This is a genomic window from Vibrio sp. GJ43-1 (genome assembly GCF_055808835.1).
This window is the reverse complement of sequence record NZ_CM147884.1, coordinates 1,366,051-1,381,682: the sequence shown is the minus strand read 5'-3', so window position 1 is coordinate 1,381,682 and position 15,632 is coordinate 1,366,051. Positions and strand designations below refer to the sequence as shown.

Sequence of the window (15,632 nt, the reverse complement as noted above, 5' to 3'; positions counted from 1 at the left end):
TCTACCTCGTATGAATACTGAATTTGCGCTCAACCAGCTTGAGAAAGCCTGTCGATACTGCGGTAAAAAACAAAAATATTAGGGCGACCGTCATGTAAAACGTAAATGGCATCTTAGTCGATCCTGCCGCTAACGAACTCACTCGTACCATGTCTTCCAACCCAATGATGGAAACAAGTGCGGTGGTTTTCAATAGTACTAACCAGTTGTTGCCGAAACCGGGTAATGCATGTCGGATCATTTGTGGCAATAAAATGCGTCGAAACGCCATTGGTCCACTCATACCGTAGGCTTTTGCTGCCTCCATTTCACCTTTATCAACGGCCATAATAGCGCCCCGAAAGGTCTCCGCCATGTACGCACCGAAGATGAAACCGATGGTAAGAACATCAGGCAATAAATGGCGAAACATCAATATAATCGGGTAAATATGACGTCCACTCATGATTAGGATCACTGGATGTGAACCAGTTATTGAGCCATTCATTGGCCGCATACAGACTATTATTAAGTAAGATCTGTCCGCCAAAGAAGATCAACATCATCAGCACCAAATCCGGGATGCCGCGAATAACAGTTGTATATAGCGTGGCTATCGCGCGTGCCCAACGATAAGGAGCAAGTTTAGCCAACGCACCTAACATGCCCAAAAGCATGGCAAGAATGAGCGACAGTACCGCTACTTCTATCGTCAACACTGCCCCTTTTAAAATAGAGGCTTCATATCCTTGTAAATCGAGCATAGCTTCTTCCAACAGCGAAACTTAAATATTGATAAACTTACCAAATACGTTATCGAGCCCTATTTGGTAAAAAGGCTTGAGATAACACTCAAGCCTTATCAAAGCGTAATTAGATAAGTAAATTACTCACCGTATACGTCATAGTTAAAGTATTTTGCAGCGATATCTTGGTATATACCTTTCTCACGTAATGACAGGATTGCCGCATCCAATTGCTTAGTGAGGTCCTTATCTTGTTTACGTACTGCGATACCGAAGCCGTCACCAAACCATTTTGGATCCGTCAAAGAAGGACCAACGAATTCGTATGCTTCTCCGCCTTCTTTCTTAAGTACGCCGTCTTCCAATGCTGACGCATCACCAAGGACAGCAGCAATACGACCATTACCTAAATCAAGGTACGCTTCATCGAATGATCCATAACGTACAATTTCAACGCTGTCGCCAAAGTTGTCCGTGAGATATTTATCATGAGTGGTTGCACGTTGCACACCGATTTTGACGCCATTTAGATTTTCAAAATCAATACCAGCGCCTTTCTTAGCAATAAATTTGTTCGGGATCAGTGCGTATTTGCTTAGGTGAAATCGATTTTCTTTTTACGTTCTTCAGTAATCGACATTGCAGCAATGATTGCGTCATATTTACGAGCCAATAACGAAGGAATAATGCCATCCCAATCTTGAGGAACGATGACACATTTTGCTTTCAACTCTTCACAAAGCGCATTCGCCATGTCAACGTCGAAACCTTTTAATGACCCATCAGCTTCTGTCCAGCTAAACGGAGGGTACGCACCTTCAATGCCAAAACGCACTGTTTTCCATTCCTTTGCTTGCGCTACCCCAGTTGCTGCTGTTGCAACAATCGCTGCTGCTAATAACCACTTTTTCATTTCCATACTCCTGTGATTTAGATTATTTCTAACTTACATTATTTTGTTTTTGTATTGTATTGTGTTGTGTTGTGTTGTGTTGCTTTTTATCGTTATTTTGAGCCGCACTCAAAATAGAGATGCTCTCAAATTAATATATCGAAGAGATAAATTGTTTTAAACGTTCCGATTTTGGTGTAGTAAAAAGCTGCGCAGGATCGCCCTGCTCTTCCACCAGCCCTTGATGAAGAAACATCACGTGGTTAGACACATCACGTGCAAATGCCATTTCATGTGTTACTACTAGCATTGTTCGCCCTTCTTCGGCTAGGTCACGCATAACACCTAAGACTTCCCCAACAAGCTCAGGGTCCAGTGCAGAGGTCGGCTCGTCAAACAACATGACCTCAGGTTCAACAGCAAGTGCACGCGCAATGGCTGCTCGTTGTTGTTGACCACCAGATAGATGACCCGGATAGTAATCTTTGCGTTCGTAAAGACCGACCTTTTTAAGAAGTAATTCTGCGTTTTCAATAGCTTGAGCTTTAGGGACACCCAGTACATGAATGGGTGCTTCGATGACGTTCTCTAGTACCGTCATGTGAGACCACAAATTGAACCCTTGAAATACCATCGCAAGACGTGAACGAATACGCTGCACCTGCTTTTCATTGACAGGCACAGATTCGCCAGAGCGATTATTTTTCATTTGAATCAGTTCACCGTTTACCCAGATTTCGCCCTGAGTCGGTGTTTCTAGAAGGTTAATGCAGCGAAGAAATGTACTTTTTCCAGAGCCCGATGAGCCAATGATTGAAATGACATCACCTTTATGAGCGGTAAGGGAAATCCCCTTTAAAACTTCATTTTGACCAAACGTCTTGTGCAGTTCTTTTATGTCCAGCGCTGGTACATCATTCATGCGCTTGTGCTCCCTGTATTTTATTGACTGCGAAGGTACTCCGACCTTTTGATATTCGATACAAGCTAGCACTACAAAGTGCGGTTTGCAACAAATTATTAACCTAATATACTCGCTAATTCAGCGATTATAACTGAGAAAATATGCATGTTAAAGTGCTTTAACCTCGACTTTGTGAATAATAGTAGCCGATAGATGCAAATCTAGTCACTTAGCGTTCATTATCAAAATCAATTTGATATATTTCCAAAATGTTACATAAAACCAGTCAATATTGGAGTTTATGCCTATTAACCTGATGGATAATTAGTACATTAGCCTAACTTATCCATTATTAGCAGAACTTATGATCTACCCGCTTATTGATAGAAGTGAGACTTGAGTAGCGTTTTGTTGGTCGACGCTATCTTGCACGCATAAAAAAACAGCACATTAGACGTGCTGTTTTTATTTTGGTGACTTGCTGGCTGTTATGCTGCCGTATTCCACAATGAGAAGGCCTGCTCGGCAGTAAATTGGCCATCAAGCAGTGCGCGCCCAACAATGACCCCGGAAACACCACTGCCTTTCAAAGCGGCAATATCATCTAAGCTACCAATACCACCTGATGACTGAAACTGGACTTGCGGGTATTGCTGACACAAGTCGACATAAAGCTCTACATTGCTGCCTTTTAGCGTCCCGTCACGTGAAATATCGGTACATAACACATGAGTTAAGCCAACGGTCAAATAATCGTCAATAAGCGCTTCGATGGTCACCCCAGAGTCTTCTTGCCAGCCCGAAATAGCGACATTTCTGACGCCATCGGCATCAATGTTAATATCGAGCGCAAGGACGATTTTTTCAGGACCATATTTTTCCATCCATCCCTTCACAAGTTCGGGTTCTTTGACCGCTGTCGAACCGACGACAACACGCTGAGCACCGGCTTCTAATAGATCCACCACATCTTGCTCACTACGAACCCCTCCACCAATCTGTATATGGGCAGGTGTGCTCGCAAGCAAGGTCGCAATTAAATCCAATTGGCGTGCCGTGGTGTCTTTAGCACACAGTAAGGTCAACAAGGTGCAACCAGTCTGCGCCCGCTTGATGATAGAGGTTGAACTGCTGCGCAGGATCAACCTTATACTCGGTCACTTGACCATAGTCGCCTTGATAAAGTCTAACGACTTGTCCTTCGATTAAATCGAGTGCTGGAATTATCACTGTTAAGTCCCTTTCACTAATTTTTAACTAATATTTTTTAACTCATCTTAAATAGCGCGCTTTGCGCTGCCTATCAACCCACATAGCAATGCTGATAAGTTGGCGTTCTTATAGAGAATAAACGCCTTATAACAACTCAAGAAAATTCTGGATTAGCTTTGAGCCAGCTTTAGACGAGCGCTCTGGGTGAAATTGCACACCATAATAGTTACCACTTTGGATAGCAGCACTAAAAGGGAAACCATAATCACACTGCGCAATGGTATAATCACCTACTGGCATACCAAAGCTATGCACAAAGTAGAAATACTCAGAATCTTCAATACCCGAGAATAAAGGATTTCCTTCATCCGCCTTCACGGTATTCCAGCCCATGTGTGGTAAGGGTAAGTCACCAGTTTCCAGTTTTTTAACTTCGCCAGAGCAAAGCCCTAGACATTCAACTATTTCGTCCGCTTTTTGCCCTTTCTCTTGTGAGAGTTTTCCAAGCAGCTGCATGCCCAAACAAATTCCGAGCAGCGGTTGCTCGACCTTTTTCACAAGTTCAATAAGATCCCGTTGTTCGAGGTTTTTCATCGCCTCACTCGCCGTGCCGACACCGGGTAAAAACAGTTTATCGGCGGCAAGGACGATATCGGCATCTTTTGATATTGTGACCTGGTAACCAAGGCGCTCAATCGCAAACTTAACCGAAGATACATTAGCGCAACCAGTATCAATAATAACGACTTTTTGTTCTGCTTTAGCCATTACAACACCCCTTTACTGCTCGGGAGCTCGGTACCTTCCACTTTAATCGCCTGACGTAAGGTTCGACCAAATGCTTTGAAGAGGCTCTCAATAATGTGGTGATCGTTGTGGCCTGATGACGAAAGGTGCAGCGTACACGCTAAAGTGTCCGTTAGCGAACGGAAGAAGTGCACGACCATCTCGGTAGATAAATCGCCAACTTGTTCGCGGGAAAATTCCGCTTCAAATTTAAGGTATGGACGTCCAGACAAATCGAGTCCACATTGCGCTAAACATTCATCCATCGGTAAACTGAATCCAAACCGACCAATACCACGCTTATCACCTAACGCTTCTTTCAACGCCTGACCGAGTGCCAACGCCGTATCTTCAATCGTGTGATGATCATCGATATGTAGATCACCTTTCACATCAATTTTCATTTGGAAACCGCCGTGTGTGGCAATTTGATCCAACATATGATCGAAGAAGCCCATTCCGGTCGAAATCTCGTTGCCATAAGCTTCATCAAGGTTAACTAACACCTTAATGTCGGTTTCTTTTGTCGTTCTTATGACTTCTGCTGTACGAGCGTTAACCGTGAGATCTTTTAGGATCTCTCTCCAGCCCATCGTTTGCGGATGATATTGGATGCCACGAATTGCCATATTTTCGGCAAGCTGCAAATCGGTCTCTCGGTCACCGATAACAACCGATGTTTTAAAATCGACCTTGCCACTTTGTAAATACTCTTTCACCATACCCAGCTTTGGCTTGCGGCATGAACAGTTGTCTTCATCGAAGTGCGGGCAAATAAGGACATCGTCAAACTTGACGCCTTGCGATTCAAAGATTTCCATCATCATATCTTGTGGCGCATCAAAATCAGCTTGGGGATAACTGTCGGTACCCAGTCCGTCCTGATTGGTTACCATCACGAGTCGGTAACCCGTATTTTGCAATGCCAACAAACTTGGGATCACATACGGTTCTAATTTCAGCTTATCCAAACGATCGACTTGAAAATCAACGGGCGGCTCGACAATCAGCGTGCCATCGCGGTCGATAAATAAGATTTTTTGTTGATTGCTCACTATAAAATTCCTTGTCAGTATGCTCTGTTAGGCAGCGCTTTGATTAATTTGATTGCGGATAAATGCCAACGTTTTCTCGCACTCTTCGCGATTACCAACACTGATACGTACACAGTTTTCAATTGGTGAATTACGTAAAATAATACCGTTGTCCCAAGTGGCTTTGAATAGTTCGTCACCATTGGTGAACTCAACTAACAGGTAGTTTCCCCACCCTTCATGGACCAAGACTCCCGGTAGCATTGACAAACCAGCTTGCAAATACGCACGGTTGGCATTCAGGTCCAACACTTGGTACTTAGCCCTTGCTAACCCGCTTTCTGATAATGCTTGAATCGCAATATCAGCGACGGGGACAGGCACTGGGTATGGCGCAATAACCTTTAGAAGAACATTAATTAACGGCGCATTCGCCAAGGTAAAGCCACATCGTAAACCAGCAAGCGCAAATGCTTTGGATAGCGTTCGTAAAATCGCCAGATTCGGGTAATCCGCCAGTAAGTCCGCCGTTGAGGCTTCAGGGCAAAAATCAATATACGCCTCATCCATTACGACAATTGCTTTATCTTTTGTCATTTCAAGCAAGGTAATAATGTCATCACGGTTGACCAAATTCCCCGTTGGATTATTTGGACTACAGACAAACACGAGCTTAACCGTGTCTAAGTTTGCTTCAATCGTTGGAAGGTCAAGCTGCCAATCGGCAGTGAGTGGCACGACTTTTCGCTCAACACCGATGGTTTCAGCGCTAATGGCATACATACCATAGGTTGGTGGACAATATAAAATACTGTCTTCCCCTGGTTCGCAAAAAGCACGTATCAATAGCTCAATACCTTCATCTGCACCACGTGAGGTTAGCGTTTGATTCGCCTCAACACCCGCATAGGAGGCGTAAGCTTCGATGAGAGCTTTCGGCTGGCATTCGCTGTAGCGATTAAGACGAGCGAAATCTGTTTTGTATTCGTTATCAAAGGGTGATTCATTGGCGTTCAACCAAATATCACCACTGCCACCAATTCGTCTTGCTGACATGTAAGGCGTTAACGCTTGAACTTGTTTACGAGCCAATTTTTCCATCACTTCTGCTCCTGCATCAACTTTTCCACACGGATTGTCACTGCTCGTTTGTGTGCATCTAACCCTTCTGCTTCAGCCATTGTTACCACGGTTGGCGCGAGTAGCTCTAGCCCCTGCTTTGACAGCTCTTGTACGGTCATGCGTTTTGAGAAATCTGCTAGACCTAAGCTAGAGTGCGTTTTTGTGTAACCGTACGTGGGTAACACGTGATTGGTTCCGGACGCATAATCTCCAACCGACTCCGGTGACCAATCACCTAAGAATATAGAGCCCGCATTATCGAGTAACGACAGCAGCTCACGCGGGTTTTTAGTTTGTACAATTAAATGTTCTGGGCCGTAATAATTCGAAATAGACACACATTGAGTTAGCGAGTCAGCAATAATCACCAAGCTTGACCCTAATGCTTTCTCTGCAATTTCTGCACGCGACAGATCTTTGAGTTGGTTACGTACCGCTTCTGTGACTTGATCGGCCAAGACGGCTGATGGTGTCACCAAAACAACCTGAGAATCTGGACCATGCTCCGCTTGACTCAACAGATCTGCGGCGATGAATTCTGGATCGGCACTATCATCGGCAATAACCAGCACTTCAGAAGGACCCGCTGGCATGTCAATTGCCGCACCACGAAAATCATTACTCACCTGACGCTTCGCTTCTGTAACATAGGCATTGCCTGGACCAAAGATCTTATCCACTTTGGCTACCGATTCTGTCCCATAAGCCATTGCCGCGACCGCCTGACCACCGCCGATGTTATAAACTTCGTCAATCTTGCAGAGTTTAGCCACATACAAAATTTCATCAGCAATGGGGGTGGCGAACACAACACGACCTTCCGGCATCCCGCGATTTGTGCTGGTACGCCTAACATTAATACCGTGGAAGGCAATGGCGCACTTCCACCAGGAATGTACAAACCCACTTTATTAATCGGGCGCGTCACTTGCTCACAAACCACGCCAGGTTGCGTCTCCACCTTCAGTGGTTGTGGCTTCTGCGCTTTATGAAAGGTTGAAATATTGGCATACGCTTGCTCTAGTGCTTGCTTCATTTTCGCGGAAAGGCGACCTGAGGCTGCGTCAATCTCGTCACTAGACACTCGAATAGAGTCCGGGCGAACCCTATCAAACTTTTCGGTCAACGCTAATACCGCGCTATCGCCGCCTTGGCGCACCTGCTCAATGACTGAAGACACAGCAGCGGTAATATTCGCTCCGTCAGCAATAGCGGGGCGCTCCAAAATTGATTCTTGTTGGGATTGGCTCAGTGAGCGCCATACAACGGTTCTCATAGTCTTTACCCCATCATTTTTTCAATTGGCAGCACGAGTATTGAACTCGCACCCAGTTCTTTTAAGCCTTCCATTGTTTCCCAGAACAAGTTTTCGGTACTGACTAAATGAACGGCAACACGCTCTTTGTCAGTAGATAGCGGTAATACCGTTGGATCTTCTGCACCAGGCAGCAACGCTTTAATCTGTTCTAATTTTTCAACTGGGGCATGTAGCATAATGTACTTGGATTCTTTCGCTTGCTGCACACCTTGCATACGCGTCAGCAGCTTTTCAATCAGCGCTAACTTATCCGCATCAAACTCACCTTTACGCTGAATCAGCGTCGCTTTAGAACGGAAAATCACTTCCGCTTCTTTTAAGCCGTTAGCTTCTAGCGTTGCGCCTGTTGAAACTAAGTCGGCAATCGCATCAGCAAGCCCAGCTCGGGGGGCCACTTCTACCGAACCGGTTAGCATACATGCACTGAAGTTCACGCCTTGCTCATCCATATAAGATTTCAGAAGTTGAGGGTATGTTGTGGCAATGCGCTTACCTGCCAAATCTTGTGGTCCGTTATACGTTTCGTCTTTATCAATCGCAATGGATAAACGGCATCCACCAAAATCGAGACGGCGCAACGTAAGAAATTCGTTGGGCTCACCCAGTGCTATACGGTCTAAACGCACTTCTTCTAATTCATTTTCACCAATAAAGCCCAGATCAACGACACCATCCATGATGAGCCCAGGAATGTCATCATCACGCACCAATAACAAATCTATTGGCATATTTAGTGAATGAACCACAAGGCGCTCACCCATGACATTGAACTTCACTCCACATTTTTTTAGTAGGTCTTGGCTGTCTCTGCTAAGACGACCTTTCTTTTGAATTGCGATTCTTAGGCGTTGTGATTGCATTGCTGTATCCCTGTGCAAATTATTGATTTCTTAAATTATAAAACGAAAAAACCCTCGGGAGCTTTAGTCTCCCGAGGGTTAAATTCTTAAATCTTGCTTCGAACCACCGAGAGTTTTTTTAGCTCTCAGGTATGCGTGCATCTCCCGAAAGACTAGATTGGGTGATGATGGTGATGATGAATGTTCATATCGTTATTACGCATAGTTATTTGGCGATTCCTTTTGAGCTGTGACTTCACACTAACTAAGCTCAGTTAAATTTTCAACAATTAATTTGCAGTTTTTTAAAATTTAATCTAGTTCGAACCCAATTGGACGCACTCACGATGTCATTCTCGTTGCAGCGAGTCAAAAAAAGAGCCCTAATAGGCTCTTTTTAATCTACTCATCACGATAAAAGATATCAGTTACGCTTTAACGTCTTTTGTCATTCGAGCTTTAGATAGCGCAGAAAGTACACAACAAACTAATACAAAGGTTACGCTAGCTGCAGCGAATGATATCCAAACCGAATTTGTCATACCTAGCGCGATGAAACCGACGCAAGACACAACAGCGACGGACAATGCATATGGCAACTGAGTCGATACGTGGTCAATGTGATTACAACGAGCACCTGTTGAAGACAAAATCGTCGTATCTGAAATGGGTGAACAGTGGTCACCAAATACCGAACCAGCCAGTACCGCACCTAACATTGGTAACATCATAGCGATATCCGTCGCACCAGCCATGTCACCCGCAATTGGTAACATAATGCCAAACGTACCCCATGACGTATCGGTTGAAAATGCCATCAAGCCAGCCAATAGGAACAAAATCACCTAAGCAACCAATGAACATCTATATTGCCTTGAACGGTAGACGACAAGTAAGCATAGGTCTTCATATCGCCAATCACAGAGCCAATTGACCATGCAAAGAACAAGATCAGAATTGCACCAAACATCGATTTAGCACCAATCCACATCGTTAGTGCGATATCTTTTACGGCTAGCTTTTGCTTCACTACCGTATAAATCGCCATTGCAAGACCAGCACTGCCACCGTAAATCAGTGACATACCTACATCGGTATTTTCAAATGCCCCTAACATATTAAACGCTAGGCCGTCAGCAGCTAGGGCTTGGCTACCCGTAAATAGCATCGCTCCGACCATGGCAAAGATAAGCACGACGATAGGAAGAACAAGATCAGATACTGACCCAAAGTCGCTTTCTTTAATATCAAGCTCTTCGTTTAGTTCGTGTGCTTCTTTTGCGTCGTTTTCTTGGTCATGATCAAAACCAATCCCTTGCTTAGCGCGCATCTCATGTTTACGCATTGGACCAACATCAAGTTGGAACCAAGCTACAGCAAACACCATTAGTAACGCAAAGACAGCATAAAAATTCATTGGAATGAGTCGAACATAAGCACCAATTGCCGAGTATTCAGTAATACCATGACTAATTAGGATGCCACTGACAATCGTCATGATATAAGCGCCCCAGCTAGAAGCAGGCATCAATACGCACATTGGGGCGGCTGTCGAGTCTAAAATGTAGGCAAGCTTCGCACGTGACACATAAAAGCGATCCGTTACTGGGCGTGAAATGGCGCCAACCGCAAGGCTGTTAAAGTAGTCATCAACAAAAATGAAAACGCCAAGGAATGCTGCCAGTAATTTGGAACCGCGCTTGCTTTTTACGCGAGACTGCGCCCATTCAGCAAATGCTTTTGTACCACCGGATAAGGTGAGGAGTGCCGTCATCATACCAAGCAACAATAAGAAGCCGACGATACTCATATTCCAAAGATTCAAGCCACCGTCTTCAATGATGACACCAGAAACAGTATCAAAGACGTAACCTGCGGCATTGGCAACAGAGTAATCATTAAGAAGGAAGGCACCGAGAACAATACCTACTCCTAAAGAGAGTAAAACGCGACGTGTGATAATAGCCAAACTCAAAGCTACGATCGGCGGCAGCAATGACAATGGTGAGGAAGCAAAATCGATTAAGTTCATGATCTTCAAAAACCAGTTTTAATTATGGTTAGAGATCTACTGCAGACATATGTAAACACCCGTTTTGGGTATACACATACAGATTTCAACAAATGTTGAATAAGCGAAAGAAAAGCGAATGCTTTCCCAACCCCTACAGTAGCGCTCCATAGTTTAACAAATAATAGACTATGGCAGTGTTGTTCCTTTCAGAGACAACCCCAGCGAGAAAGCGTGATCTTCTATTCTCACTTCGGCGACTGCGCCTTTTGTTGTCGTCCATTGGCATCACCCCAACGACAAGTACTTTTCGCAGTCGCACCTCTACATCAAAAGTAACGTTTACCACTAATCCTACAAGTGTAGCATTAGAAGAAAATTCTTACTTTTGCATTAGGTGCGCGCCATTGTACTTACTGAACAGTCAATTGCAACATCAATATTGTGAATGAGTTGTTATAGATAGAGAGAGGTATGGCTGAGATTATTTAGAAATGGAGTATGATTCCAAAAGACTACGACGACAATTATCACTATATTTCGTAGCGGTATTGCAACAACATTGTACGTTTGGACGCGCTACTCTTCGGAACTCTAATAGCTGATACTAAATAAATAATAGAGCGTTAATGTTTGCTCACTCCCTAAAGTACACGAACTATAGACATTTAGCATAATTAAGCCCGACATTTACTATTTACTTTAGTTCACTTAGAAGTGTAACTTTCACGCCATTTAAACGCCCTGAAAGATGATAGACAAATATGCAACCACGCTATCTACCATCTAGTGAACTCGTATTGATACCGCTCGCAGTATCATTAAAAACATTGTTAAACCATGACTATTAATGTAATCACACGTTACATTTAGAGCTGTTTCTCATTCTTTTATCAATTTCCTGTAAAAATTAATCTATTTTTACTTTTGTTACAGCTATTTTATTGTCAATATAGAAAATGACGTTTATTATTAATCTCGAACAAAATAAATCATGGGAATTGTCATGTCTGAATTAACCAAAACTTTGCTTAATATTCGTAGCCTGCGTGCATTTGCTCGTGAACTAACGATTGAGCAACTTGAAGAAGCACTAGAAAAATTAACGCTTGTTGTCTCTGAGCGTCAAGAGTCTGAAAAAGAAGAAAGAGCAGAAAGAGAAGCTCGTGAAGCTAAGCTAAGCGAATACGCTCAAATGATTGCTAAAGATGGCATCGACGTTGAAGATTTAATTGCAGCATTGTCTGGTGAATCAAAAGCAAAAAGCAAAAGCAAACGTGCACCACGCCCTGCAAAATACAAATATGTTGATGGTAATGGCGCAGAAAAAACATGGACTGGTCAAGGCCGTACTCCATCAGTAATTCAAGCTGCGTTAGATGCTGGTAAGTCTCTAGAAGAATTTGAACTTTAATTCTCTATTCTAATAGAACTAGAGTTATATAAAAAAAGCGCCCTACGGCGCTTTTTTATTATCTTTCCCAATACGCTTCTTCTAAGCTGTCTTCTCTTTCTGGTAAACCCCTCGACAACCTTGGCGAATGCTGAACCAACACTTCATAACTTGCTCTATTAGAATACTTGCATACTTGTGAAAAAGATGAGTACGTTAAAAACTGATATTGATGCTTACTAGAGTTAGGCACATTTTCTCTATGGTGTTTATTTGCTGCCATGTCATGCAATAATGCTGAAAGCGCTGCATCGCCCGCACCATTGGTATTTTTAATTTTCTCTGGGCCGCCCATATACGGTGCAATATGAGAATACACTTTAATTGGGTTATTACACTCTGCTTTTACCGCGGGGCGACTAAACTCGTAACGATTAAATTCCGCAATACTACCAGGCAATAGTGGTAATGATGTTTCTCGCTTAGCATCATCTTCTGTATACCCCCATAAATAACCCAATTGGGCCTGCGGTACACAGAACTAAATCTACCCACTCTAGCGCTTTATCCGATGCCGCTAAAGGATCGCTTTCTCCAGTCAGAGCTTCTGCTTCATCTTCATTCATCGCAACAACGGTGACATGCTGCTTTAAAAAATCCTGCCAATATTCAGGGTCGTCTTGAATAACAAAACGGGTCCCTAACGTTAGTACCACTGGCACGTTATATTTTTTGGCATACTCTATCGCCTGCATGGTCGCTTCTGGCATTGGATCGCCCGGTTTACAACGCACTAAATAAGCGGTTAATACTAACGCTGACGCTTTTTTGAAGATATTTTCAGGGATACTTTCCGGCTTAAGCTGGTTCATTTTCCCTTCACTAATTGCAAACGTACGCTCGCCGTCTTCAGTAATAAGAGTGAAGCAGCGCCCTATCGCACCATCAACACCTTGCAAATAGTTAAGATCCATGCGGCTTGATGTATTGCACAGATAACGGTACCCGTAGCTACCAATCTTAATATCTGAGCTCATCACACCCAATAGCACCGACTTATCATCCGCGAGTACAGAAAAGTTATGTAATGTATTCCCTATCGTTCCACCCGCGAATTCATTGGTGATGAGTTCTTTTTCCTTTAACTCCGTGTATAAAGCTTCCGCGGCTTTATCATCAATAACCAATGAATGTCCTTTACTCAAACGATATTTTTCGATCAAGCTACTGTCTACTTTCGCTTCAATATCAACCAAGGTTTGGTCAATACCGACAATATGCGTTTTAGACATTTTTTTACTGCTTTGCGCTTGGCTCACTAATGGGTCGCGAGCATGAACGGGAAAGTAGTGCTTGGATTTTCTTTGGCCAGGGAATTTCATAACGTAATCTGCTTAGGGAAAAAGAAGGCGGCAATTCTAACTCTGTATAGATCATCAGAGCAACATAGGCAATCAAGGCAAACGTTTACCTATTCATTTTTTTGTCAAAAGACTTGTATTTCTCCCATTGAAGACACACATAACGCACTTAACAAAGTGTGATTTAGTTCGCGGAACTGTATTGCACGTTTTGTTTCTGCTAAAATCTGCGTCCAATTACTATAGGTGGTATTTAAACATGTCTGATAACAGCCAAAAGAAAGTGATCGTCGGTATGTCCGGCGGTGTGGACTCATCCGTTTCTGCCTATCTTCTAAAACAGCAGGGCTATCAAGTAGAAGGCCTGTTTATGAAGAACTGGGAAGAAGACGATAACGAAGAGTACTGCACGGCTGCAGAAGATCTTGCAGACGCACAAGCTGTTTGCGACAAGCTAGGTATCCACCTTCATACTATCAACTTTGCTGCAGAATACTGGGATAACGTCTTTGAGTACTTCTTAGCTGAGTATAAAGCGGGTCGTACGCCAAACCCGGACATTCTTTGTAACAAAGAAATCAAGTTCAAAGCCTTTTTAGAGTTCGCCGATGAAGTACTCGATGCAGACTATATTGCCATGGGGCATTATGTCAGCCGTACGTTCCCTGAAAACGGTGAAAAGCCACAAATGCTACGTGGCTTAGATAGCAACAAAGACCAAAGCTATTTCCTATATACATTGAGCCATGAGCAAGTAGCCCGCAGTCTATTTCCAGTGGGTGAGCTAGAAAAACCTGAAGTACGTCGTATCGCAGAAGAGCAAGACCTGATTACTGCGAAGAAAAAAGACTCAACCGGTATCTGTTTTATTGGTGAGCGCAAATTTACCGACTTCTTGTCTCGCTATTTACCTGCGCAACCGGGTAAAATTGAGACACCTGAAGGCGCTGTCATTGGCGAGCACCAAGGTTTAATGTACCACACGTTAGGGCAGCGTAAGGGTCTACATATTGGTGGCCAAAAAGGCGGCGGCGGTAATGAAGAACCATGGTATGTCGCTGAAAAAGATCTTAAACGTAATGTCTTAATTGCTGTACAAGGTGCCGATCACCCGTTATTAAAGTCAAATGGCTTACGTGCATCTCAATTGCACTGGGTTGATCGTGAAATCATCACTGAACCAATGACATGCACAGTGAAAACACGTTATCGTCAACAAGATATCCCTTGTACTATCATTCCAATGGATGATAGCAACATCAAAGTCATCTTTGATGAGCCCCAGGTCGCCGTTACACCAGGGCAATCTGCCGTTTTCTATAAAGACAACGTGTGTCTAGGTGGCGGTATCATTGAAGAGCGCATTTAATTTATTAGGAGAACTACGTGGCTAATACACTTTACGACCGTACCATTGCATTTGCAGGCCTTTGCCAAGCAGTGGCGCTCGTGCAGAACATGGCAAAAGACGGTCACTGTGATTCAGACGCGTTTGAGGCTTCACTTAAAGCTATCACCAACATAAGTCCATCAAATACCCTTAGTGTATTTGGCAGCGAGTCTGATTTAAAAGTTGGACTCGAGTGCTTGGTTAACGGTATTGACAGCACACCGACCGGAAGTGAAATCACACGTTATATCATTAGTCTCATGGCTCTAGAGCGTAAACTAAGCAGCCGTAACGACGCTATGTCTCAGCTAGGAGATCGTATTCAAATGGTTGAGCGACAGCTCGAACACTACGATCTGCTAGACGAACAAATGATCAGTAACCTTGCCAGCGTTTATCTTGATGTTGTTAGCCCTATTGGCCCAAGAATTCAAGTCACTGGTACGCCTTCTGTCTTACAACAAACTGGCACCCAACAAAAAGTACGCGCACTACTGCTATCTGGTATTCGTAGTGCTGTTTTGTGGCGTCAGGTCGGTGGCAAACGTCGTCACTTAGTGTTTGGACGTAAGAAGATGATCGAACAAGCCAAAATTCTTTTAGCTAGACTCTGATAGCCTGGCTCGAATACCAAATTCAGCTCGC

General features: G+C 43.6%; 8 protein-coding genes, 6 pseudogenes, 1 riboswitch and 1 other annotated feature. Of the genes and pseudogenes, 3 read left to right on the top strand and 11 right to left on the bottom strand.

Annotation, left to right across the window (positions count from 1 at the left end):
* Nucleotide 1 precedes the first annotated feature (1 nt).
* The 10 genes and pseudogenes from AC0L66_RS06680 to AC0L66_RS06635 form a co-directional block, all read right to left on the bottom strand.
* Nucleotides 2-743 (bottom strand): annotated as a pseudogene (locus AC0L66_RS06680) (ABC transporter permease).
* A 122-nt stretch (nucleotides 744-865) separates the two neighbouring features.
* A pseudogene (locus tag AC0L66_RS06675) lies at nucleotides 866-1,638 on the bottom strand (ABC transporter substrate-binding protein).
* Between the two features lie 130 nt (nucleotides 1,639-1,768).
* Complete coding sequence (locus AC0L66_RS06670; protein WP_265673429.1) at nucleotides 1,769-2,539, bottom strand: ABC transporter ATP-binding protein; 771 nt, start codon at nucleotides 2,537-2,539, stop codon at nucleotides 1,769-1,771.
* 470 nt (nucleotides 2,540-3,009) lie between these two features.
* Nucleotides 3,010-3,751: pseudogene (hisA, locus tag AC0L66_RS06665) on the bottom strand (1-(5-phosphoribosyl)-5-[(5-phosphoribosylamino)methylideneamino]imidazole-4-carboxamide isomerase).
* A gap of 126 nt (nucleotides 3,752-3,877) precedes the next feature.
* Nucleotides 3,878-4,501: an imidazole glycerol phosphate synthase subunit HisH gene (gene hisH, locus AC0L66_RS06660; RefSeq protein WP_265673427.1), complete on the bottom strand. Its 624-nt coding sequence runs from the start codon at nucleotides 4,499-4,501 to the stop codon at nucleotides 3,878-3,880.
* Nucleotides 4,501-5,574: a bifunctional histidinol-phosphatase/imidazoleglycerol-phosphate dehydratase HisB gene (hisB, locus tag AC0L66_RS06655; RefSeq protein WP_473568805.1), complete on the bottom strand. Its 1,074-nt coding sequence runs from the start codon at nucleotides 5,572-5,574 to the stop codon at nucleotides 4,501-4,503. The genes hisH and hisB overlap by 1 nt, the downstream gene beginning before the upstream one ends.
* 27 nt (nucleotides 5,575-5,601) lie before the next feature.
* A complete protein-coding gene (hisC, locus tag AC0L66_RS06650; RefSeq protein WP_265673577.1) occupies nucleotides 5,602-6,654 on the bottom strand; it encodes a histidinol-phosphate transaminase in 1,053 nt (350 codons plus the stop codon).
* Nucleotides 6,654-7,951 (bottom strand): annotated as a pseudogene (hisD, locus tag AC0L66_RS06645) (histidinol dehydrogenase). Before hisD ends, hisC begins: the two are co-directional and overlap by 1 nt.
* Before the next feature lie 5 nt (nucleotides 7,952-7,956).
* Complete coding sequence (gene hisG / locus AC0L66_RS06640; RefSeq protein ID WP_265673424.1) at nucleotides 7,957-8,853, bottom strand: ATP phosphoribosyltransferase; 897 nt, start codon at nucleotides 8,851-8,853, stop codon at nucleotides 7,957-7,959.
* Between the two features lie 42 nt (nucleotides 8,854-8,895).
* Nucleotides 8,896-9,030 (bottom strand) — a sequence feature (His leader region).
* A 230-nt stretch (nucleotides 9,031-9,260) separates the two neighbouring features.
* Nucleotides 9,261-10,864: pseudogene (locus AC0L66_RS06635) on the bottom strand (Na+/H+ antiporter NhaC family protein).
* A 131-nt stretch (nucleotides 10,865-10,995) separates the two neighbouring features.
* Nucleotides 10,996-11,178, bottom strand: a riboswitch (Lysine riboswitch).
* A gap of 671 nt (nucleotides 11,179-11,849) precedes the next feature.
* Between AC0L66_RS06635 and AC0L66_RS06630 the strand changes: the two are divergent.
* On the top strand, nucleotides 11,850-12,257 hold the full coding sequence (locus tag AC0L66_RS06630; RefSeq protein ID WP_265673422.1) for an H-NS family histone-like protein: 408 nt from the start codon (nucleotides 11,850-11,852) through the stop codon (nucleotides 12,255-12,257).
* A gap of 58 nt (nucleotides 12,258-12,315) precedes the next feature.
* On the opposite strand, the pseudogene AC0L66_RS06625 reads toward AC0L66_RS06630, so the two are convergent.
* A pseudogene (locus AC0L66_RS06625) lies at nucleotides 12,316-13,618 on the bottom strand (inosine/guanosine kinase).
* 238 nt (nucleotides 13,619-13,856) lie between these two features.
* Between AC0L66_RS06625 and mnmA the strand changes: the two are divergent.
* Both mnmA and hflD read left to right on the top strand, forming a co-directional pair.
* Entirely contained in the window at nucleotides 13,857-14,966 is a 1,110-nt protein-coding gene (gene mnmA, locus AC0L66_RS06620; protein ID WP_265673420.1) for a tRNA 2-thiouridine(34) synthase MnmA, read from the top strand.
* Nucleotides 14,967-14,983: 17 nt separating this feature from the next.
* On the top strand, nucleotides 14,984-15,601 hold the full coding sequence (gene hflD, locus AC0L66_RS06615) for a high frequency lysogenization protein HflD (RefSeq protein WP_265673419.1): 618 nt from the start codon (nucleotides 14,984-14,986) through the stop codon (nucleotides 15,599-15,601).
* The last annotated feature ends 31 nt before the right edge of the window (nucleotides 15,602-15,632 follow it).